Origin of the sequence: Bacterioplanoides pacificum, assembly GCF_042648445.1 — a bacterium.
In the GTDB taxonomy this organism is placed as follows: domain Bacteria; phylum Pseudomonadota; class Gammaproteobacteria; order Pseudomonadales; family Oceanobacteraceae; genus Bacterioplanoides; species Bacterioplanoides pacificum.
The window spans coordinates 19,241-39,968 of record NZ_JBHRYB010000024.1; the positions used below are offsets into that span (position 1 = coordinate 19,241).

The 20,728-nt window shown below is 54.1% G+C and carries 21 protein-coding genes; 9 read left to right on the forward strand and 12 right to left on the reverse strand.

All coding sequences use genetic code 11. From position 1 onward, the window contains the following. Positions 1-26: 26 nt before the first annotated feature. The 3 genes from ACFOMG_RS16725 to ACFOMG_RS16735 all read right to left on the reverse strand — a co-directional run bounded on the left by ACFOMG_RS16725 (position 27) and on the right by ACFOMG_RS16735 (position 2,465). Positions 27-1,391, reverse strand: coding sequence for an ATP-binding protein (locus ACFOMG_RS16725; protein ID WP_376868339.1), 1,365 nt, complete (start codon positions 1,389-1,391; stop codon positions 27-29). A gap of 12 nt (positions 1,392-1,403) precedes the next feature. Next, positions 1,404-2,099: a response regulator transcription factor gene (locus ACFOMG_RS16730; RefSeq protein WP_376868340.1), complete on the reverse strand. Its 696-nt coding sequence runs from the start codon at positions 2,097-2,099 to the stop codon at positions 1,404-1,406. Between the two features lie 93 nt (positions 2,100-2,192). Then, positions 2,193-2,465, reverse strand: a complete 273-nt coding sequence (locus ACFOMG_RS16735) for a late competence development ComFB family protein (protein ID WP_376868342.1) — start codon at positions 2,463-2,465, stop codon at positions 2,193-2,195. Positions 2,466-2,567: 102 nt separating this feature from the next. Here ACFOMG_RS16735 and ACFOMG_RS16740 point away from each other — a divergent pair, with 102 nt between their 5' ends. Both ACFOMG_RS16740 and ACFOMG_RS16745 read left to right on the forward strand, forming a co-directional pair. Beyond that, a complete protein-coding gene (locus ACFOMG_RS16740) occupies positions 2,568-2,990 on the forward strand; it encodes a CBS domain-containing protein (RefSeq protein WP_376868344.1) in 423 nt (140 codons plus the stop codon). Positions 2,991-3,225: 235 nt separating this feature from the next. Further along, positions 3,226-3,567 carry a TraR/DksA family transcriptional regulator gene (locus ACFOMG_RS16745; protein WP_376868346.1) on the forward strand — a complete coding sequence of 114 codons (342 nt, stop codon included), beginning with the start codon at positions 3,226-3,228 and terminating at the stop codon, positions 3,565-3,567. Here ACFOMG_RS16745 and ACFOMG_RS16750 read toward each other — a convergent pair whose 3' ends face one another. The 9 genes from ACFOMG_RS16750 to ACFOMG_RS16790 form a co-directional block, all read right to left on the reverse strand. Continuing rightward, complete coding sequence (locus tag ACFOMG_RS16750; protein WP_376868348.1) at positions 3,568-4,404, reverse strand: potassium channel family protein; 837 nt, start codon at positions 4,402-4,404, stop codon at positions 3,568-3,570. A 73-nt stretch (positions 4,405-4,477) separates the two neighbouring features. Beyond that, positions 4,478-5,497 carry a hypothetical protein gene (locus ACFOMG_RS16755; RefSeq protein WP_376868350.1) on the reverse strand — a complete coding sequence of 340 codons (1,020 nt, stop codon included), beginning with the start codon at positions 5,495-5,497 and terminating at the stop codon, positions 4,478-4,480. A 175-nt stretch (positions 5,498-5,672) separates the two neighbouring features. After that, positions 5,673-6,116 carry an OsmC family protein gene (locus ACFOMG_RS16760; RefSeq protein WP_376868352.1) on the reverse strand — a complete coding sequence of 148 codons (444 nt, stop codon included), beginning with the start codon at positions 6,114-6,116 and terminating at the stop codon, positions 5,673-5,675. A gap of 10 nt (positions 6,117-6,126) precedes the next feature. Beyond that, a complete protein-coding gene (locus ACFOMG_RS16765; RefSeq protein WP_376868353.1) occupies positions 6,127-6,681 on the reverse strand; it encodes a Tll0287-like domain-containing protein in 555 nt (184 codons plus the stop codon). A 19-nt stretch (positions 6,682-6,700) separates the two neighbouring features. Further along, positions 6,701-7,084: a rhodanese-like domain-containing protein gene (locus tag ACFOMG_RS16770; protein WP_376868354.1), complete on the reverse strand. Its 384-nt coding sequence runs from the start codon at positions 7,082-7,084 to the stop codon at positions 6,701-6,703. A 100-nt stretch (positions 7,085-7,184) separates the two neighbouring features. Then, positions 7,185-7,301 (reverse strand): cytochrome bd-I oxidase subunit CydX, encoded by a 117-nt coding sequence (gene cydX / locus ACFOMG_RS16775; protein WP_376868356.1) that lies wholly within the window; start codon positions 7,299-7,301, stop codon positions 7,185-7,187. An 18-nt stretch (positions 7,302-7,319) separates the two neighbouring features. After that, positions 7,320-8,456: a cytochrome d ubiquinol oxidase subunit II gene (gene cydB / locus ACFOMG_RS16780; protein ID WP_376868358.1), complete on the reverse strand. Its 1,137-nt coding sequence runs from the start codon at positions 8,454-8,456 to the stop codon at positions 7,320-7,322. Positions 8,457-8,467: 11 nt separating this feature from the next. Further along, the gene (locus ACFOMG_RS16785; protein ID WP_376868360.1) at positions 8,468-10,072 is read right to left on the reverse strand and encodes a cytochrome ubiquinol oxidase subunit I; all 1,605 of its coding nucleotides are present in this window, start codon (positions 10,070-10,072) and stop codon (positions 8,468-8,470) included. Beyond that, positions 10,069-10,197, reverse strand: a complete 129-nt coding sequence (locus ACFOMG_RS16790; protein WP_376868363.1) for a hypothetical protein — start codon at positions 10,195-10,197, stop codon at positions 10,069-10,071. Before ACFOMG_RS16790 ends, ACFOMG_RS16785 begins: the two co-directional genes overlap by 4 nt. 303 nt (positions 10,198-10,500) lie before the next feature. Between ACFOMG_RS16790 and ACFOMG_RS16795 the strand changes: the two genes are divergently transcribed. From ACFOMG_RS16795 to ACFOMG_RS16825, 7 genes are all read left to right on the forward strand, one after another. After that, entirely contained in the window at positions 10,501-11,850 is a 1,350-nt protein-coding gene (locus tag ACFOMG_RS16795) for a sigma-54 interaction domain-containing protein (protein ID WP_376868365.1), read from the forward strand. A gap of 234 nt (positions 11,851-12,084) precedes the next feature. After that, the gene (locus tag ACFOMG_RS16800; RefSeq protein WP_376868367.1) at positions 12,085-15,834 is read left to right on the forward strand and encodes a DUF1631 family protein; all 3,750 of its coding nucleotides are present in this window, start codon (positions 12,085-12,087) and stop codon (positions 15,832-15,834) included. A gap of 121 nt (positions 15,835-15,955) precedes the next feature. Beyond that, a complete protein-coding gene (locus ACFOMG_RS16805) occupies positions 15,956-16,789 on the forward strand; it encodes a TRAP transporter TatT component family protein (protein WP_376868369.1) in 834 nt (277 codons plus the stop codon). A 24-nt stretch (positions 16,790-16,813) separates the two neighbouring features. Continuing rightward, complete coding sequence (locus tag ACFOMG_RS16810; protein ID WP_376868370.1) at positions 16,814-17,821, forward strand: TRAP transporter substrate-binding protein; 1,008 nt, start codon at positions 16,814-16,816, stop codon at positions 17,819-17,821. Then, positions 17,818-18,309 (forward strand): TRAP transporter small permease, encoded by a 492-nt coding sequence (locus ACFOMG_RS16815; protein ID WP_376868371.1) that lies wholly within the window; start codon positions 17,818-17,820, stop codon positions 18,307-18,309. Before ACFOMG_RS16810 ends, ACFOMG_RS16815 begins: the two co-directional genes overlap by 4 nt. Then, positions 18,306-19,583 (forward strand): TRAP transporter large permease, encoded by a 1,278-nt coding sequence (locus tag ACFOMG_RS16820; protein WP_376868372.1) that lies wholly within the window; start codon positions 18,306-18,308, stop codon positions 19,581-19,583. Before ACFOMG_RS16815 ends, ACFOMG_RS16820 begins: the two co-directional genes overlap by 4 nt. Positions 19,584-19,842: 259 nt before the next feature. Next, positions 19,843-20,724 (forward strand): alpha/beta hydrolase, encoded by an 882-nt coding sequence (locus ACFOMG_RS16825; protein WP_376868374.1) that lies wholly within the window; start codon positions 19,843-19,845, stop codon positions 20,722-20,724. Positions 20,725-20,728 lie beyond the last annotated feature (4 nt).

Here is a 20,728-nt window from a genome sequence, read left to right on the forward strand (position 1 = left end):
GCTCCTCCCGGCCACTACAGCGTGCGTCAGTTTGTCAGTGGTAAACAGATATCCGCCTGCAAGCCGCCCTGAGGATGGTTGCTGAGTGTCAGGCTGCCTTCGTGGGCACGCACTACCTTATCGGCAATCGCCAGCCCCAGGCCATAACCACGGTGGCCCTGCTGCAGCGATTCAGTACTGCGCTGACGCGCATCTTCGTGGCGCACAAACGGTCGCAATAAGTCCGCCAGCTGCGCGTCTGCCACCCCCGGACCATGGTCACGAATATTAATATGCAGGCAGTTCTGGCGGTTCTGCAGATGGATATCCACAGATGTCCCTGGCCGGGTATGTAATAACGCATTGCGGATAATATTTTCCAGCGCAGCTGCCAGCAGCGTCGGGTCGGCGAATAACTCACAATGTTGCGCCTGGGCATATAAGCGAATATCGCCATCCGGTCGTTCAAACCGGGCATCGGCAATGATATCGCGCAGCAGCTGTTCGCTATCGACCGTCTGCCACAGGCGTTTGTCCTGCTCAACTTCAAGCCGGGCCATGCCCAATAAATCACCAATCAGTTCATCCAGCCGCTGGGTTTCCAGCTCAATGCGGTCGAGGAATTCCTGCTGTTCCGCCAGCGAATCCAGGCGCGCCAGTTCCAGCGCCACCCGCAGCCGCGCCAGCGGCGAACGCAGTTCATGTGAGACATCACGCACCAGCTGTTTCTGATCCTGTAATGAACGCTCCAGCTTGCCCGCCATCTGATTAAATTCGCGGCTAAGCTCGCCGAATTCATCGCCACGGCGCTGCAGATACGCCGGAATCCGCACCGACCAGTCTCCCAGTCCCATCGCCCGCACACTGCGCTGCATCCGCCGTAACGGCTGGGTAAAATAGCCCGACAATAAGAACCCCAGCAGCGCAAACAACGCCAGTGACGCGGCAAATCCCCAGGCCAGATATTCAGGCAGATTAAACACACTCAGCGGATGGATAAATTCCACCACTAATAAATAAAAACGGCCGTCATAGCTGCTGATCGGAGCTTTAACGATAATTTCCGATCGCCCCAGCGGGTTAATCAGGGCATCGTAGGATTCCGACGACAAGGCATAATTCCGCACCACTTCCGGCACACCGGCCAGCAAGCTGATGCCACTGCTGTCAAACACATAGGCGTTAACACTGGGATGACGTTCAAAGGTCAGCAGCCATTCAATTAATAAGGGTTCGCCCCCCCGCTGCAGAATTAACTCTGCGGCCGAAATGTAACCGCCGGTAGGGGCAATCAGATTGACCGATTCATTCGACCACTCACGATAATAAGACGCCAGCAATAACGTCATCACCACCGCGACCAGACTGGTAAATAAAAAGGCGAGATAAATTTTGACAAAAATGCCGCGCATGCTGTGTGTGGCTCAGGCAACCGTTTCCGTTTCTTCCGGAGTATACATATAACCGATGCCACGTACGGTTTTTATGCGTTGCTCACCGTGGCGATTGGGGCCCAGTTTTTTGCGCAGATTACTCAGGTGCATATCCAGGCTGCGATCGTACAGGGTTAACGAACGCTGCATTGACTGCTCCGCCAGGCGGTTTTTTTCCACCACTTTACCGGCTTCACGGGCGAGTACAGTGAGAATATTAAATTCGGTCGCGGTCAGGTCGAGGGTTTCGTTGTGGCGACGTACCAGATGCTGATCCAGGTCGATGTGTAATTCATCCAGACTGATCGTGACATCGGCGACTTCAGCACTGCGATTGCGACGTAACACTGAGCGTAACCGGGCGGCCAGCTCACGTGGATTGGCAGGTTTCGGCATATAATCATCAGCGCCGATTTCCAGCCCTTCGATACGATCCATCTCATCGCCTTTGGCGGTTAACATTAATACCGGCAGATCGGAACGCTGACGAATGGCACGCAATATTTCGACACCATTCCCTCCGGGTAACATCACATCCAGAATCACCGCCTGATATTTACCGGTTAACGCCTGCTCCAGGCCATCGTTTGCGTCGTGCGCCAGCGTCACCCGGAATAACTCACGCTCCAGATAACGTTTCAGCAACGCACATAATTCGAGATCATCATCAACCAGCAGAATATTCATACGTCCCCCAAAAACAGAGCCACAGTGTCTGCAACCACTCTGTTTCAATCAAGCTCCCTGTCGACTTCTTTACGTTTTGTAAAGATTGGGCCGTTATTCGTTGTCTTCCCGGCGGTGAGCGGCAATAAATTCAATCGCCTCTTCCACCGCCGCTTTGACCCGGCGGTTAATTTCATGCAATTCATCCGGCGACATATAAAACGCCATGTCCACTTCGTAGCGGATATAACGTGGCGGTAAATGATTCAGGGCCACACAGGCAATATCAGCCAGGTAGCCGCTGTCCTGATTGCCGGGCAGGCAGCGCAGAATTTCTTCTGCCACCAGTTGTTCATAATAATTACGGATATGGTTATTGATGCTCATAAATAGGCTTCCGGCCGGTTTTTCATCATTCCTCAGCATAGCACTCAGGGGAATTCCTGCTTTACTGAAAGAAGCTGTTTATCAACTGAGCCAGGAGCTGTTATGAAACGGGTTGCCGATATTATGGTGCGTAACCTCATTACCTTGTCGCCGGATTCGGATCTGAAACAGGCTGAAGGCCTGATGGCCGAACGTCAGGTGCGCCATATTCCGGTGGTGGATGCCGATCAGGTGTTGCAGGGCCTGATCACGCAGAAGGAATTTCTCAGTGAAGCGTTCCGCATCACCGATAAATTCGGCGCCCACCAGCTGGGGACCTATCTGGCTCAGACTAAACTGGCCGACTGTATGAAAACCACCCTGACCACCGTCCGGCAGGACACCAGCCTGCGTGAAGCCGGAGAGATGTTACACAGCATGAAACAAGGCTGTCTGCTGGTAACCGATAAACATCAGCAGCTGCTGGGTATTGTGACCTCGCAGGACTTTCTTAAGCTGGCACTGGATTTATTGCCACACGACTGACACCCGCATATCTGCAACCCGGGATCACCGGCGGCGTCAGGGATAACGCTGCCGGATCGGTCGGTCATCAGCAGACTTTCAGACATACGCCGCTCCTTTGCTGCTTTACAGTTCGGCCCAACTAACAGACTGAAAAGACTAGAAGTTTTTATTTTGCCGCTCACTGATGCAGGTCAAGGGGGTTTAAATCGCGCTAAACTAAGCTGATGGTAAAAATAATATCAGGGAGCAGAAGATGAATACCGAAGCCATCAAAGCCGAGTTAGCCGCCCGCAAAGCGTTATTGCAGCAACGTGCCGATAAGGTAGAGCGCGACGCCAGTCATCGTGATGCCCCGTTATCTGCCGATTTTGCCGAACAGGCAGTGGAACGAGAAAACGACGATGTTTTAACGGCCATCGGGGCTGAGTCTCGCCATGAAATTGATCTGATTAACAAAGCACTGCAACGCCTGGAAGACGGCGAATACGGAGAATGCCAGCAGTGTGGCGGCGACATTGATGAGCTGCGCCTGGCCGCTGTGCCGTATGCCGAGTTATGTATTCTGTGTGCAGAGCAGCAGGAAGAACAGAACTGATCAGCGCTCATCCGGCGGTGGCGTTTCGTCCTGGCGACGTTGTTCCACCGCTGCGGCAATATCCAGCAGCCGGTCGAGCTTATCTTCCAGTGCTTCCATCCGTTGTGTGATTTCACTCAACCGTTCGGTATTGGACTTTTCCTCCTGGATCAGCGCTTCTTCATCCTGCTGCATAAAAAAGGATGAAAAGCTGGCCGTCAGCATGGCAAATAATGCGATCCCCATCAGGATCAGCAGTGAACCAAATAACCGCCCGGCGGTGCTGGCCGGTACGATGTCACCATAACCGACAGTCGTCACGGTCACCCAGGCCCACCAGATACCGTCAAACGGGGTGTCGACATTCGGGTCAATCACTGCCATTAACGTTCCGGCTATCACCACAATAATAAAACTGACCACCAGCATAGGGCCTAAATTATGTCGCCCCATTATTTTACGGAAGGTGCCGGAGGTATTGGCCAGCACAATAAAAATGGCCAGTAAACGTAATGTCCGCAGACCACCGGCGTGTGGCAGGGTTTCCCACAATAATGGCATCCCCGCCACCACGATCACCAGATTGGCCCAGTTATTCATCAGGTAACGTTTTTTATTATGTACCGCCAGTGTGAGCAGTAGGGTTTCACACAGGAAAAAGCTCCAGATCAGCCAGTCGGTGAAGGTGGAGACCATGATTGCCTGCTCCGCCTGGGACTCCAGATACCACTCAAGCACAATCCACATGGCGATGATAATCATCGGCCATTCGAGCATTTTCCCTAACCGGACGGCACGCGGTTTTTCATCCGGCGCGACACCGGACAAACCAATGATATTGGGTAACGCAGAAGACATGAAACCTCAGACAGCAGACAGTACAGCTCTCTGAATAATAGAGAATGACGCCCGAAAAAACAGAAAAAACGCGTTATTGCGTCATTTTTCCGGCCGCAGCCAGTAACACCTCCGGGTGAATATCAGACAATAAACGATAATTCACGCCATCCTGTACAAACTCAACCAGCGTCAGTAACGGCGCCTGTAACAACTGAGCTTTAACTCCGGAAGACAACGTCAGTGGCCGTCCGACGGACGATAACGGCAACGCACGCTCGGCAATCAGTGCCAAGGAATATTGATCATTGTAAAAGTATGCCGCTGCCTGCCCTGCGGGTCCGGCAAAATAACGGCCGGCCGGCATCTGCCACGGGCCATCGGTTAACGCCGGCTGACGCAAAGGACTGCCCAGGCGACTTTCGGCCTGAGACTGCGTTACGCCGGGCAAACGAAAGTCCCACTGGCGGCTAGCTGATAAAGCTTCCGGCCAGACGGGAAATTCAAACTCCGGCTGATTTACCCGGGTGTACCGGTTAGCCAGCGCCAGCTCGCTGCCATCGCGATAGCGAAACTGCCCTTTCACCGGCAAAGAGTAATGGTAATCGACGAATAATGCCGCGTGTTGTAAGGCCAGGTCGCTGTCCTGGGCCTGCAGTTCAACTCCCACAGCGATGCGCCCGGCCACTTTTTCCGAGGGTGTAAAAGTGCGTTCAAAATGCTGCTGATTAAACCAGTATTGATCTTCAACCGCCTGCAAATGATCGCGTTGTGTTAAACCGTCCAGGCCAGCAATGGCCAGTCGGTAGTTCGCGTCGGTCGCCAGCCGCAGTGTCTGCTGCTGCAACATCAATAACGGCTGAGTTGCACCGTCAGCCGCCCGGTTCAGCACAGCCACCTCCGCCGGTGGCCGGAAATACACCTCCAGCTGCTCAACCTGCTGGTTAAAACGCTGCTCAACAGCCGCCTGATAATGTTTGATTTTGCTCTGGTTCTGAAACGTTTTTTCGATCCAGAAACGGTGAATGCCATCACCATCACCATCGGCGCTGGCAGGCAGTGCGGCCGCCAGACTGAATAACGACATGAGGATAAACTGAAAACGCGTGACCATAACCGCCTCCGGGTATTTTTTCTGGCTCAGCCTGTCAGCGTGGCCGGAATTGTTGTTATTGGTTTTATTAATATAGTGATGGTGTTATTGATGTTGTCTTTGATGGCCAGTCACTGTAAAAAAAATAACCCGGCGAACGTAGCCGGGTTATTTGATTATGGTACTTTTTTACCAGTCAGCTCTGGTACTGCACCTCCACGGTCATTGCCGCTGCCACCGAATTGGCAATAAAACAATGAGCATGGGATTTTTCGTGCATCGCCTGAACCGTATCGGCATCCGGAATTTTGTCGCCACAAAATTCTACCCTGGGTTTAAGAATGATTTTTTCCACCCAATATTTACCGTCTTCACGCTGCGCCAGAATCGCTTCAGCGTCATCGCTGTAACTGGCCACCTGCAGGCGTTTTTTCGACGCTAATACCAGAAAGGTCTGCATATGACAGCTGGCCATAGCAGCGGCCAGCAACTGCTCCGGGTCGGCACCAAAGTCATTCCCGGCACCACCGGCCGGCAGGCTGACAGCATCCTGAAAAGCGATATCATGACGGCGGTCGAATCCTTCGTGACTGAAGTCAGAGGTTTTAAGCCAGCGTATTTTTGCAATATGAGTCGCCATTTTCCGCTCCTTATTTCAGCATTTTGCGTAATGTAAAAGCACCACGTAATTCACCCTGTTTAAAGCCACGGGCGCGATCCTGCGGATACAGTTTATCCAGCGTTGTGCCGATCGCCGGCGCCAGCTTTTCACCATGACAGGCCAGACATACCCCGGCGGTAGGAATCGCTTTCATATAGCGGAATTCGCCGTTATCCGTTTTACTGGCTTCCAATGTTTGTGGCGCTTCACCCGCAGCCAGTCGCTCAGCAAATTGTTGCATCACCTGCGTTTCCCAGGCGTCCGGCTGATTATCCGGGTTACGCCATTTCAGTGAGGTGCGGCCAACCTGCCAGTCACCCTGGCTCAGTTGCGCGGCGATCAGCGGCGCCTCAGTGTTACACACCTGAATCGCAGCCTGAGGGCCATCACTTTTGATGCTTTTTTTCAGCGTTGCCTGTAATTGCATGGCCAGCTGCTTGCTGTGCTGACGGGCCTGCTGAAGCAGATCGTCATCGGCCTGAACCGTACTGATGCCAAGCAACAACACAGCTGCAGCCACCGTCCCTCTCAATACAGATTTCATCCTCACCCCACCTCAGCCGTTATTGATAAATATTCGGATCCACTTCCACTTTATGCACACTGCCACTCCAGCCATCAAAACCACCGACCAGCATCTGTACATGGTCAAACCCCATCTGTTTCAGAGTGTGTGCCGCCAGCGTCGAACGACCGCCATTTTTACAATACAGCAGCACGGTTGCCTGTGGGTCTGATAACGCCGGATGGTTACCCACCATAAACTCCAGCAGACCACGTGGCACGTTAACACTGCCGGGCAAATGACCCATATCGAACTCCGCCGGCTCACGCACGTCCAGCACCACCACACCGGGCTGCTGTAATAACGCTTCGGCCTGCTCAGCCGCGACCGGGTTAACCGATTCACGCGCCCGGGCTAACAAATCGTCTTTACTTAACGCCATATCACACCTCAAACTTTCTTACATAAACACACAGGTATATTAGCAAGTTATAAAAACCGGAAAAGCCTTTTCTGCTTTTCCGGTTTTGTTTGCGGCGGACTCAGGATTCCTGATCCGGCTCGCGGTCCAGGTTTTCACTCATTTCCAGCCACATGGCGTTGATCAGGCCGAAAGAACAGGCCAGCAATACCCCCAGAATCCAGGCGAAATACCACATAACAATTCTCCGCGTTGGTTAATAAGTTGAATATTTGTTGTTTTCGATAAAGTCGGTGGTTAACCGACCCCACATTTTGTAATAACCCCAGCTGGTGTACGCCAGAATGATAGGTACAAAAAACATCGCCACCCAGAACATAATATTCAGCGTTAACTCACTCGATACCACATCCCAGACCGTCAGGCTGGAGACCAGATTTTCACTGGATGGCATCAGGAACGGGAACAGACTGAAACCCGCGGTGCAGATAATACCGACCAGTGCCAGCGAGCTGGATACAAACGCCAGTGCGGAACGATTCACCCACGACATCAACGCAGTACCGGCCAGCCCGGCAAATGCCAGCAACGGGGCAATCAGCATGATCGGATAACGGTCGTAATTACTCAGCCAGCCACCGTCCTGCAATTCCACCTGCTTCTGTAACGGTGTCATGACACCGGCAGTATTGGCTCCGTCGAGCAACACATAACCCGGCATAAAGGCAATCCAGATACCGGCCAGGGCAAAACACAGCGCCACCACAACAGCCAGCAGCAGTCCGGCTTTGCGCGCCCGCTGCTGCAGCTCCCCGGCGGTGCGCATCTGCAGATACGTCGCCCCGTGCATCATCAGCATGCCCAGACTGATCACCCCGGCCAACAGGCCAAATGGATTCAGCAACGCCCAGAACGAACCGCTGTAATACGAGCGCATCATTTCATCCAGGGTAAACGGCACACCCAGCAACAGGTTGCCAAACGCCACCCCAAATACCAGTGCCGGCACCGCACCGCCGATCGTCAGGCCCCAGTCCCACAGATTGCGCCAGCGTTCGTTTTCCATTTTTGAGCGGTATTCAAACCCCACCGGACGGAAAAACATGGCAAACAACACCAGCAGCATCGCCCAGTAAAAGCCGGAGAATGCCACGGCATACACCACCGGCCAGGCCGCAAAAATGGCGCCACCGGCGGTGATAAACCACACCTGATTACCATCCCAGTGTGGCCCGACGGTATTCAGCATCACCCGGCGTTCCGTATCGGTTTTACCGATAATCTGCAGCAATGCTCCAACACCCATATCAAAGCCATCGGTGACGGCAAAACCAATCAATAAAACACCAATCAATACCCACCAGATCAGTTTTAACGTTTCATAATCAAACATAGCGGTTCTCCTTACACCTGATCATTACGGGGAGCAGCAACCACCGTCTGGCTGTCACCAGCACTACTGTGTTGCTCAAAATGATAACGGCCTGTGTGCAGACTGGATGGTCCCAGCCGGGCAAAGCGGAACATCAGGTACATTTCCACCACCAGCAACAGGGTATAGAACCCAATAAAGCCTGCCAGGCTGAGCATCAGATCTTCCACCGAACGGGTGGAAACCGACAGATAGGTGGGTAACACTTCACCAATCGACCACGGCTGACGGCCAAACTCCGCCACAAACCAGCCCATTTCACAGGCGATCCAGGGCGCCGGGATACTGATCAGCAGCGCTTTTAACAACCAGGTTTTCTGCTCCGCGGTCTGGCGTACGCTGTAGTAAAACGCCAGGCTGATCAGCAATAACATCAGGAAGCCCAGCCCCACCATAATGCGGAAGGTCCAGAACATGGGCGCCACTTTCGGGATGGTATCGCGAGCGGCGGCTTTGATCTGTTCGTCGCTGGCATCAACCACGTTATCGGTGTAACGCTTCAGCAGCAGGCCATAACCAAGGTCATCTTTTAACGCATCAAACCCGGCCCGGGTCTGCTCTGAACTATCCCCCGCCTTCATCAGCTGCAGCAGACGATACGCCTCCATGCCACGATGAATGCGTAATTCGTGCTGTGCGATCAGATCTTTGATGCCGATGACTTCTTCCGTCGTGGAACGGGTCGCAATCAGCCCCAGAGCATAAGGAATTTTGATGGCGTAATCGGTTTCCATGGTGTCTTCGTTCGGCCAGCCAACCAGCGTAAAGGCCGCCGGTGGCTCATGGGTATCCCACTCTGCCTCAATGGCTGCCAGTTTGGTTTTCTGCACATCACCCACTTCGTAACCCGATTCATCACCAAGAATAATCACGGACACAATCGAGGCGAAACCGAAACTGGCAGCGATGGCAAACGAGCGCCGGGCAAATGGCAGGTCGCGTTTTTTCAGCATGTAATACGCTGAAATTCCCAACACAAACATCGCACCGGTGACATAACCGGCCGATACCGTATGCACAAACTTCACCTGCGCAACCGGGTTCAGTAACACCTCGGCAAAACTGGTCATCTCCATGCGCATGGTTTCGTAATTGAACTCCGCCCCGACCGGGTTCTGCATCCAGCCATTGGCGATCAGAATCCACAACGCTGAAAAGTTCGAACCAATCGCCACCAGCCAGGTGACCATCAGGTGTTGCACCTTGGTCATGCGATCCCAGCCGAAGAAAAACAGTCCAATAAATGTGGACTCCAGGAAAAACGCCATCAGGCCTTCAATCGCCAGCGGTGCGCCAAAGATGTCGCCGACATAGTGGGAGTAATAGGCCCAGTTGGTGCCAAACTGAAACTCCATCGTCAGCCCGGTGGTTACCCCCAGGGCAAAGTTAATACCGAATAATTTGCCCCAGAATTTCACCATATCTTTATAGACCTGCTTATTCGTCATGACATAAGCGGATTCCATAATGGCAAGAATAAAAGACAAACCTAGGGTCAGAGGTACAAACAGAAAGTGGTACATCGCGGTGACAGCAAACTGCAACCGTGATAATTCCACCAGGCTTTCGCTGATCATGGTGTTGGCTCCATCTCAGAGTTAAGAAAAGCGGAAATAGCAGGCATCAGCATGCCTGCCGGAGAATCGTTAACATCGCCGTAACGGAAGGACAGATATGAATACAGCAACGCGGGACAGCGCATACGTATTCCTTCTTCTGAGGCACAAGAAAGTTGCCTGGCAGCATAGCAGAACTCTAATGACAATTGAGACACCAGTACTGCGACACTATGTCGCAGCCCGCTTACCCCTGTGTTGTTCGTTGCTTGCACTGTGCCTGTCGCTCCCGCCGTTAGCCGTCTGAGGCAATGAATACCGCCCGTTAACCAACCAGAGCAAGGAGCGGGCCAGAGCAACAAACAGCGCCAGTATGGTCGTTGATGCCACAAATCCCTTTACCTCAGCACCACCCTATGCCAGTTTTGTCACCATCAAAGCAGACAAAAATGACAGTCATGCCAGCAACGCACGAACATTCTCTGCCAGCGATTTCAACCCTGCTCGATGCCATCCCGGCACCGGCGGTGCTGATCGACCGCGATTATCGCATCTGTGCCGCCAACCAGGCCTACCATCAGACCTTTGCTCCGGCAGGCACCCTGCTGCAGCGCAAATGTTATGAGGTATCCCACGGCTATCGCGTCCCGTGTGACCAGGCCGGGGAAACCTGCCCGCTGCGCCAGTGTCTGGACAGCGGCCAGCGCCAGCGGCTGCTGCATATCCATAACACCGCCAAAGGACGTGAACACGTTGATGTCGAGTTATCCCCGATCCGCGATGAAGAAGGAGAAATCCGCTATTTCGTGGAAGTGATGCAACCCACCCACCGGCATCACGACCAGGCCACCCGCATGATTGGTTTCAGCCCGGCCTATAACCGTATGCTGGAGCTGCTCAGTCGTGCCGCTCCGGCCGATATCAGTGTGTTATTGCTGGGCGAGTCCGGCAGCGGCAAAGAGCTGGCTGCCCAATACCTGCACCAGCACAGCCCCCGGGCCAATAACCCGTTTGTTACCGTTGAGTGTTCCGGCCTGACCGAATCCTTGTTTGAAAGTGAATTATTCGGCCACGAAAAAGGCGCGTTTACCGGCGCCACACACCGTAAAACCGGACTGGTGGAAGCGGCCCGCGGTGGCACCCTGTTCCTTGATGAAGTCGGCGATATTCCGCTGTCGATGCAGGTCAAACTGTTACGTCTGATTGAATCCGGCAGTTATCGGCCGGTGGGCAGCGTGAATCAGAAACAGGCCAACTTCCGCCTGATCTGCGCCACTCACCGCCAGCTCGGGCAATTAGTGGCAGACGGGCGTTTCCGTCAGGATCTGTATTACCGCATCAGCCCGTTTCCGGTGGTACTGCCAGCCCTGCGGGAGCGGCCACAGGACATCATTCCACTGGCCCGTCATCTGCTGCAGCAGCTCAGCCGGGGCCAGTCGCTGAGCCTGTCCCCCGATGCCTGTCAGTGGCTGCAGCAACAACCCTTCCCGGGCAATATCCGCGAATTGCGCAACCTGCTGGAACGCGCCACCCTGTTGTGTGACAACGGCGAAATCAGTCGCCAGCAGTTACAGCTGGAACTCGGCGGTTTTGCCCTCCGCCGCCAGCCCCCGGGCGACACAGCAGCTCCAGCAGAAGCCAGTGACAGCACTGACATAATGCCCCTTGAACAAGTGGAAGCCCGCTACCTGCAACAGGTGGCCGCCGGCCATCAGGGCGACAACGCCTCTCTTGCGCGCAAACTACAGATCAGCGAACGGACTCTGTACCGCAAACTGAAGGCGCTGAAACACGATTAGTATATAAACGCAAAGCGATATACACTGATTCTGTTCCGCCCGGAAACTGCGGATTTTACCTTGTTTTACTCGCCAGTTTCCGTCACCGGGGCTACTCTGCCGCCCGCTCCGGGAGGCATAAAATAACAGGACAATCAGGGCATTTACGACCAATCGGCGAAAGCTTCGTGAGCAGCTTTCTATACTGAGTGCCCAGATCAAAGAGCCAGGCTCTTTATCACTAATGGAATAATTATGGCTGCAGAACTTCGAGAACATCCGCGTTTCAACAGCGAGTTTATTGCCCAGCTACGCCTGGCCGATGACGGCTGGCACGACTGCACGGTAACCGATTACTCCCACAGCGGTATGAAGCTGGCGTGGCCTCACGGAACCACCGAAGCCGGCGATCAGCCGCTGCTGCTGCGCCTGCAGCTGGATGGCGAACTGCTGGAGATCGAAGTTGAATGGGTTTATCAGCGCGATAAAGAAGCCGGTGTCCGTTTTCACAAGCCCGACGATAAAGTGTTTTTGCGGCTGCAGGAATTTAACCAGAATCACAAACCACAGGGCGGACTGAGCGCCGAAAAACGCCAGCAGTTTCGCCAGCTGTTTCAGCAAGCCGCCGCCGGCATGGTCGATAAACTGCCCAAGCTGTGGTTACCCGGCTTTATCGAAGCCACCTTTGAACAGGCCAACTTCGCCCGCAACACCACCGAACAACAGCTGTGGCTGAAACTGGAAAAACAATCCAAAGACAACGCTGCGTCATTTTATCGGGCCTTCCACCAGGCGCTGGAACAACAGATGATGCTGTGGCTGGACGGCAAGCCACGTGCCAGCCGCGACAATCTGCGTGGCCAGAGCACCGATACTTTGTCTCTGGTACAGCAGGCCGAGTTTGAAGACTGGTTACTGGCGAAAGTAACGGCATCGCACTTGCAGTCACGCCTCAGTCACATCAGCTTTGAAGTGCGACAGCTGCTCGACACCTTATCGGACGCCAGTACCGAAGACTGTTTTAACCCGATTGGCCCGAATACTGTCACCGATGCCTTTCGCGATGCACTGGATAAACTCAGCTTGCCGCAGAAAGCCCGTTCACTGGCATTTGATACCTTTGAACAAACGGCGTTCCTGGTACTGCAGAATGGCTATCAGGACATCTGTAAACAAATCGATATTCCGATGTCGATGCGTTATCGCCGCCGTCGCGCAGGAAGCAACGAACCGGTGGTGCATATCACTCCAGCGACCGACCACGCTGACGACAACTCAGCGGCCAGCACCCTTGCACAGGCTGCCAACGAACACCCAGCGATAGCTCCCGCTGCGGTTTCTCCCGGCAGTCCGGCAGTCGCGGCGAACAGTCTGCAGAACTTTCAGCGCCACCAGCAGGAAGCACGGCAGGCGTATTCCAATATTCAGTCACTGCTGAAATTACGCTATCAGCGCTTTGAGCAGTTACAACAGGGCGAACTGGTTAGCCTGCCACTGGCAGAACCCCAGGCGGTGGAAAGTGTGGTCAGTGAGCTGGCCAAAGAACAGCAGAGCCTGCCCGCCAATATCCGCGAGCAGGTCGAAGACGCTCTGGCAGAGCAGGAAAACAGCCTGCCTCAGGAGTCGCGTGATGCCATCGAAACCATCGAACAGGTCACCCAGAATCTGTTATCCAGCGACCAGGTGGCCGACTTTGTTAAGCCCCATATTGAACGTCTTGGCTGGCCACTGCTGCGCCTGATGCTGAAAGACGCCAGTTTACTGTTTAACCCGGAACATCCGGGCCGGCTGGTACTGAACCAGCTGGCAAAGCTGGGCAAACTGACCACCAGCGGCGAAGCCCAGCTCAGTAAACGCCTGAGCGGAATGATCGAACCGCTGCTCGAAAAACTGGAAAACAACGAGTCATCCCTCGATGAGTTGATGGAAAACCTGCAGGGGCTGGTGGCTAATGCCGAACGGAAAGCCCGTAAAAATGCTGAGCGCGTCGCCCAGGCTGCCGAAGGCGAACACAAATTACAGAAAGCACGGCGCAAAATTGAATACCTGATCGGCAAAGACAGCTCCGGCCGCACCTTGCCCAACTGTGTGGTGGAGTGGCTCAACGATGGCTGGCAACAGTTACTCAGCCTGCTGCTGTTACGCGAGGGCGTCGACAGCAAACGCTTTACCGGTGCGGTCAAACTGTATCGCCAGGTACTGGCGCTGTTTAATCCGAAAAATGCCGGTCGCCAGGAGCTGTTACAGCGTTTCCGGCCAATGATGGAACTGGCCCGCAAGGAACTGGATCAGCTGAACGGCACCCTGCCGCAACACCAGCAATGGTATAACGACATTCTGGCTGCCGCCGAGCAGCATCTGGCCCAGGGCGAAGTCCACGAAACCGTCGATCTGCCAACCTACGTTGCCGAACAGGAAGAAACGGTGCCGGAAGGCCGTGGTACCCGCAAGGCGCAGAACCTGCAGGTCGGCGACTGGCTGTTGCTGGTACGTCAGGACCAGGCGGTATCGATCGTCTGGATTGCACCGGATTATTCCAAGTTCGCCTGTGTCAATCACAGCGGTATGAAAGTAATCGACTTTACCCTGGCTGAACTGGCCATCGCATTTGATAACAATCAGGTGAAACGCCTGTACGAACAGGATGAATCTGCCGTCGACCAGAGCGTCGACAAACTGGTACAGCAGATTTATCACGACTTATCGGAACAGGCCAATATCGACTCCCTCACCGGCCTGTTCAACCGTCAGTATTTTGTCCGCCAGCTGCATGAAATGTTCGATCAGCAGGCGCGCCTGCCCAGCGATCTGACATTGTGCATGATCGACATTGATCAGTTTAAGCTGATTAATAAGAGCTACGGCGTTGATGGCGGTGATGCCTGTCTGCAGAGTGTCGCCACCCTGCTGGAAGATCAGGAGTCTGACAGCCTGTGTGCCCGCATCGGCAGCAATGAATTTGCGCTGTTGTTGCGGCGCGCGGATATCGAGCAGGCGGAAGCCATCATGCGTACCCTGAAGCAGCGCATCGAAGACTTTGACATCGATACCGGGGAGCAGAAATTCCGTATTCACGTCAGCATCGGCATAGCAGAAATGAACAGCGATCTGCAGGACGCCTCAGAGCTGATTGAACAGGCCGAATCCGCTTGCCTGGTGGCCAAAGAAAAAGGCGGCAGCCGGTTAATCCGTTATCAGTTCGACGATATCTCCCATCAGCGTCAGGATGAGTTTATGTCCTGGGGAAATAAACTGAATCAGGCACTGGCCAACGAACAGCTGAAAGTATTGTGTGTCCCGGTAAAAGGCATTCAGGATCGCTACCTGACGGAAAAACAATACGAGATTCTGATCAGCATTGAAGATGAAAACGGAGCTCACATCCCACCGCTGGAATATTTACAGGCGGCCGAAAACTACAATCGTATGTACATGCTGGATCGCTGGATTCTGGAACAGGTTGTCCGCTGGTTATCCGATCATACCCGCCAGGCCATTGATATTGATCGCTTTATATTACGTTTATCCGGCCATGCGATTAACGATGAGGCGTTACTCAGCTATATCTTTGAGCAGGCACGGGAAAAAGACATTCCGGTTGATAAACTCTGTTTTGAATTAAACGAAACATCCGCCATAAAAAACCTCGATGATGCCGCCGATTTTATGCATGAGATGCGCGAGCTTGGCTGTCATTTTGTATTGTCGGATTTTGGTACCGGTCAGTCTTCGTTTGAGTACCTGAAAAGCCTGCCGGTGGACTACGTCAAAATCGATCATAGCTTTATCGACAACCTGCACTCCAGCTCCGCTGACTACGCGCTGGTGAAGTCAATTCAGGAGATTACCCACTTTATGGCGAAAAAAACCATCGCCGAATATTCCACCAATGGCAGCGTGTGGGAAATCCTGAAAAGCATTGGCATTGATTATTGTGCCGGCAGCGCCGAAGAACACATTGCCCTGCACGATCTGGCAGAGCAGTTAGATCAGCCCCGACAGTGACGCTAAACGCAGTGTTGCAGTCAATGTGACAACGAACCCCTGAGTTTGGCGCCAGGGGTAATGAACATTTATTACCCGGCAGTGTACAATCCGCGCTCCGAAACTATTGCCGCCTGATGTTATGAAACTCATTTTCAGTGTAAGCCTGCTGCTTTTACTTAACGCCTGCTCGGTCGGAAACCTGCCCGGCAACCTGTCCCGTTCAATGATGAATCAGGAAGACCCGGCTGTTGTTGCCGCCGGCGCTCCGGCTTATCTGCTGTTACTTGACGCCCTGGTGCTGACCTATCCCGATGACGAAGATTTCCTGCTGGCCGGCGCTAAATTGTATGGTGCCTACGCCGGGGTATTTGCACAGGACAAAGAGCAGGCCAAACTGATGGCCGACAAAGCCATGGGCTATGCCCGCCGGGCGTTATGTGAATACGACGATGACTTATGCCAGCGCGTGGATGGCCCGCAGGACCAGCTGATTCAGGCCCTGCAGGAAGATTACGACGAAGACGATGTCCCCGTGGTGTATGCCTTCGCTGCCGCCTGGGCAGGCTGGGTACAGGCCAACACTGACGACTGGAATGCCATCGCTCAGGTCGGCAAGGTCAAAGGCATGATGCAGTGGGTGGCCGCTCTCCAGCCGGACTACGATAACGCCACCGTACAGGTCTATCTCGGTGTGCTGGAAACCCAGCTGCCACCGTCATTAGGTGGCAAGCCGGAACTGGGCCGCCGTTACTTTGAACGGGCGCTGGAGTTCACCAACGACCGTCACCTGATGGCAAAAGTCTTATACGCGAAACAATATGCCCGTATGTTGTTTGACCAGCCATTACATGACCGCCTGTTGCAGGAAACCCTGGCAGCAGACCCGAAAGCAGAAGGGTTAACCCTGATTAACCGTCTGGCGCAGCGCCAGGCTGAAACCCTGCTGGCGGAATCGGCGGAATTCTTTGAATAACCATAAATATTGAGTGAGTTCACCATGAAACAACTGACCAGCCTGTTACTGGCACTGGTACTGATCAGCCCGCTGGCCAGCGCCGCCACGTTAAAGATCGCCACCCTGGCGCCGGACGGCACCAACTGGATGAAGCTGATGCGCCAGGCCGCACGGGATATCAAAAAAGACACCGACGGCCGGGTAAAAATTAAATATTTCCCCGGTGGCGTTCAGGGCAGCGATAAAAGTGTGCTGCGCAAAATGCGCATCCGTCAGTTACAGGGCGGCGCCATTTCAACCGGTGCTATGGCGCAGATCGCCAATGCCTCACTGATTTACAACCTGCCGTTTACCTTCCGCAATCTGGACGAAGTACGGGCCATCCGCGCGGAATTCGATCCCATCATCAAGCAGGCACTAGCCGATAAAGGCTTTGAAGTCCTGGGCCTGTCGGAAGGTGGCTTTGCTTACCTGATGTCAGACCAGGCGCTGAAAACCTCAGATGATGTGCGAAGCCGCAAAGTCTGGGTGCCGGAAGGTGACCAGGTCAGCCTGTCGATCTTTGAAGCCGGTAACGTCGAACCGATTTCGCTGCCGGTGTCCGATGTTTACACCAGCCTGCAAACCGGCCTGATCAACACCATTGCCGCCACCCCATCCGCAGCGATTGCTTTGCAATGGCACACCAAACTGCAATACGCCACCGATTTCCCACTGGTATTCCTGTTCGGCATGATGGTGGTTGATCAGCGCGCCTTTGACAAACTGAGTGACGCTGACCAGCAGGTTGTTCGCCAGACCATGGCCAGTGCGTTTAAAGCCATGGACAGCCAGAACCAGAAAGATGAGCGTGGCGCCCGCGCTGCACTGCAACAAAACGGCATGCAGTTTGTCGAGCTGTCAGCAGAAGATAAGGCGTTGTGGCAACAGCTGGCCGATAAAGCGCTGACCGAACTGAAAGCACAAAATGTATACCCGGCTGATATCTATCAGCGTCTGCAACAACGCATCGAAGCGTTCCGCAACCAGCAAACGGCTACCGCGGAATGAAGCGACTGATTGACTGGCTGCACCGGGCAGAAGATGTACTGCTGATTCTGCTGCTGCTGGCGATGATTGTACTCGCCGGAGTCGACATTATCGCACGCACGGTATTCGGGGGCGGTATCGTCTGGATCTCGCCGCTGTTACGCGTCATGGTGCTGTGGCTGGGTTTATTGGGTGCTCTGATGGCCACCCGTACGCGCGAACATATCGCCATCGATCTGATCAACCGCCTCGGCGGCGATACCCTGAAACGCCTTTCAGGAGTCGTTACGTCAGTGTTTGCCGCCATCGTCTGCGGCCTGATTGCCTGGCACGCCCAGGAGTTTGTGAAAGGTTCGTTTGAGTACGGCGATATTGCCTTTTCGCAGGTACCCGCCTGGCCGCTGCAGTTGGTGATTCCGCTGGCATTTGGCCTGATGGCGCTGCGCTTTGCCATTCAGAGTCTGGGGATTGCGCTGCACGGAAGCACAGATCCGGAGGCCAGCGCATGAGCATTCTGGTACCACTGATCCTGTTATTACTGGCACTGGCCGGGGCACCGCTGTTTGCCGTGATTGGCGCCTCAGCATTGTGGGGCTTTTATCAGACCGAGGTCGATCTGCAGGTGATGGCGGTGGAAATCTACCGCGTTGCCGAAATGCCGGTGCTGATCGCGATTCCGCTGTTTACCTTTGCCGGTTACCTGCTGGGAGAAAGCAAAGCGCCACAACGTCTGGTACGAATCACCGACGCCTTTCTCGGCTGGATGCCCGGTGGCCTGGCCATTGTTGCGCTGGCGGCCTGTGCGTTATTCACCGCCTTTACCGGCGCCTCCGGAGTCACCATTGTGGCACTTGGTGCGCTGTTGGTTCCGGCCCTGCAGAAAGCCGGTTATCGCCAGCAGTTTAACCTCGGCCTGGTCACCACTTCTGGCAGCCTGGGGTTATTGTTTGCACCGTCATTACCGTTGATTCTGTATGGCGTAGTGGCTCAACAAATGGCGCTCGATACACCGGTCAGCATTGACGACTTGTTCCTGGCCGGCCTGATTCCCGGCGGCCTGATGTTGCTGGCGCTGTCGGTATACGCCGCACTGCAGCCACGCGACAGCCATAAAACGGAACATAAGTTTGATAAAGCCGAAGCCTGGGCTGCGATCAAAGACAGCGCCTGGGAGATTCCATTACCGGTAGTGGTATTAGGCGGTATTTACTCCGGCTTCTTTGCAGTGTCAGAAGCCGCAGCCATCACTGCCTTGTATGTCCTGATCGTTACCGTTCTGATCCGTGGTGAAATCAGCTTCACCAAATTGCCCGGCGTTATGCGCGACTCAATGAAACTGGTCGGCGCCATCCTGCTGATTCTGGCGGTTTCACTGGCGTCCACCAACTACATGATCGACGCCGGTATTCCGGAACAGATTTTTGCCTTTATTCAGCAACACGTCAGCGATGGTTTTACCTTCCTGCTGCTGTTGACCCTGTTCCTGCTGGTACTGGGCATGATGCTGGATATCTTCTCGGCGATTGTCATTATGATTCCCATTATTCTGCCGATAGCCGTGCAATACGGCATTCATCCGGTGCACCTGGGGATTCTGTTCCTGGCCAATATGCAGCTCGGTTATTTCACCCCGCCCGTGGGTATGAACCTGTTTATTGCCAGCTTCCGTTTTAATCAGCCGGTAATGACCCTGTATCGGGCTACGCTGCCGTTTTTCTTCATTCTGCTGGCAACGGTACTGATTATTACCTATGTCCCTGAGCTCAGCCTGATGCTGCTCTGACTGCGCCAATGTTCCCCGGCCTGCCGGTCGGGGAAACAGGCTGTTGCGGCCAGGCTGCTGATCAACGACATTTCTTTACCGCTGCTTTGCCCAAACTTACATAGATATCAGTTACATTATTTCTTGTGGTCGCAGCCTTTTAGGCGGGGCAGCAACCATGTTCATGATCCTCTTCTCAGGGATGAGTAGACTTTCTCTCCGACGGCCAACAGAGTAATCTGTTGGCCGTTTTTTTATAACAAGAATACAGGGAGAGACTATGGCCAGCCTAATGGCAAAAATGACTGCTGCGGCCGTTAAGCGGCTGGTACAGCCTACCTTTACCCCCGGCTACCCGCTGCATAAACAACGCAAACGCCTCAATCTGTTGCAAAAATTTGCGCCTCTGCCATGGGGAGTGGAAAAGATTGAAATCACACTGGCTGGCATACCGGCCTGGCGGCTGACGCCGTTAGCCGCACGTCGTGGCCAGCTACTGTATTTGCACGGTGGAGGTTATGTCTGTGGTTCACCACAGAGCCATGGCGATATGGCCGCCCGCATTGCCAAACAAACCGGCCTGATTACCACTCTGATCGATTATCGACTGGCACCGGAACATCCGTTTCCGGCAGGCTTGGATGACGCTGTCTGCGCCTATCAGGAGCTTGCTAATCACGGACCTGTGTACATTGCCGGCGATTCCGCCGGCGGCGGTTTAACCCTGGCTTTGGTGCAGCGCATACAACAAGCGGAATTACCTCCTCCCGTAGCACTGCTGCTGTTATCTCCGCTGACCGATCTGAGCTGCAGTGGTGACAGCTTCGAACAACGTGCCGGCCGCGATAAATTATTAACACCGGGCTGGATACGTGAGGCCGTGCCGGCTTATTGCCGGGATGAAAGCGTCGATAACCCGCTTGTTTCGCCTCTGAATGCGGATTTCAACGGTTTTCCCGCCACTCTGATACAGGTTGGCAGTGAAGAGATACTGTACAGCGACAGCGTGCGTTTACATCAGCGTATGCAACAGGCTGGTGTACGGGTCGTCCTGAGCGAATATCCTGAGATGTGGCACGTCTTTCAGCTGCACGCCGGTTATATGCCGGAGGCAAAACAAGCTGTAAAAGAGCTGGCTGCGTTTGTCCACAATCAGCAATAACACT

What these genes read in the sequence shown, in the direction of transcription:
- cydB (WP_376868358.1), bottom strand. Translation starts at nt 8,456, where the DNA reads ATGTTTGATTATGAAACGTTAAAACTGATCTGGTGGGTATTGATTGGT.
- ACFOMG_RS16755 (WP_376868350.1), bottom strand. Translation starts at nt 5,497, where the DNA reads ATGGTCACGCGTTTTCAGTTTATCCTCATGTCGTTATTCAGTCTGGCG.
- ACFOMG_RS16795 (WP_376868365.1), top strand. Translation starts at nt 10,501, where the DNA reads ATGACAGTCATGCCAGCAACGCACGAACATTCTCTGCCAGCGATTTCA.
- ACFOMG_RS16760 (WP_376868352.1), bottom strand. Translation starts at nt 6,116, where the DNA reads ATGGCGACTCATATTGCAAAAATACGCTGGCTTAAAACCTCTGACTTC.
- ACFOMG_RS16820 (WP_376868372.1), top strand. Translation starts at nt 18,306, where the DNA reads ATGAGCATTCTGGTACCACTGATCCTGTTATTACTGGCACTGGCCGGG.
- ACFOMG_RS16800 (WP_376868367.1), top strand. Translation starts at nt 12,085, where the DNA reads ATGGCTGCAGAACTTCGAGAACATCCGCGTTTCAACAGCGAGTTTATT.
- ACFOMG_RS16740 (WP_376868344.1), top strand. Translation starts at nt 2,568, where the DNA reads ATGAAACGGGTTGCCGATATTATGGTGCGTAACCTCATTACCTTGTCG.
- ACFOMG_RS16765 (WP_376868353.1), bottom strand. Translation starts at nt 6,681, where the DNA reads ATGAAATCTGTATTGAGAGGGACGGTGGCTGCAGCTGTGTTGTTGCTT.
- ACFOMG_RS16810 (WP_376868370.1), top strand. Translation starts at nt 16,814, where the DNA reads ATGAAACAACTGACCAGCCTGTTACTGGCACTGGTACTGATCAGCCCG.
- ACFOMG_RS16790 (WP_376868363.1), bottom strand. Translation starts at nt 10,197, where the DNA reads ATGCGCTGTCCCGCGTTGCTGTATTCATATCTGTCCTTCCGTTACGGC.
- cydX (WP_376868356.1), bottom strand. Translation starts at nt 7,301, where the DNA reads ATGTGGTATTTCGCCTGGATTCTGGGGGTATTGCTGGCCTGTTCTTTC.
- ACFOMG_RS16750 (WP_376868348.1), bottom strand. Translation starts at nt 4,404, where the DNA reads ATGTCTTCTGCGTTACCCAATATCATTGGTTTGTCCGGTGTCGCGCCG.
- ACFOMG_RS16825 (WP_376868374.1), top strand. Translation starts at nt 19,843, where the DNA reads ATGGCCAGCCTAATGGCAAAAATGACTGCTGCGGCCGTTAAGCGGCTG.
- ACFOMG_RS16785 (WP_376868360.1), bottom strand. Translation starts at nt 10,072, where the DNA reads ATGATCAGCGAAAGCCTGGTGGAATTATCACGGTTGCAGTTTGCTGTC.
- ACFOMG_RS16735 (WP_376868342.1), bottom strand. Translation starts at nt 2,465, where the DNA reads ATGAGCATCAATAACCATATCCGTAATTATTATGAACAACTGGTGGCA.
- ACFOMG_RS16730 (WP_376868340.1), bottom strand. Translation starts at nt 2,099, where the DNA reads ATGAATATTCTGCTGGTTGATGATGATCTCGAATTATGTGCGTTGCTG.
- ACFOMG_RS16725 (WP_376868339.1), bottom strand. Translation starts at nt 1,391, where the DNA reads ATGCGCGGCATTTTTGTCAAAATTTATCTCGCCTTTTTATTTACCAGT.
- ACFOMG_RS16805 (WP_376868369.1), top strand. Translation starts at nt 15,956, where the DNA reads ATGAAACTCATTTTCAGTGTAAGCCTGCTGCTTTTACTTAACGCCTGC.
- ACFOMG_RS16745 (WP_376868346.1), top strand. Translation starts at nt 3,226, where the DNA reads ATGAATACCGAAGCCATCAAAGCCGAGTTAGCCGCCCGCAAAGCGTTA.
- ACFOMG_RS16815 (WP_376868371.1), top strand. Translation starts at nt 17,818, where the DNA reads ATGAAGCGACTGATTGACTGGCTGCACCGGGCAGAAGATGTACTGCTG.
- ACFOMG_RS16770 (WP_376868354.1), bottom strand. Translation starts at nt 7,084, where the DNA reads ATGGCGTTAAGTAAAGACGATTTGTTAGCCCGGGCGCGTGAATCGGTT.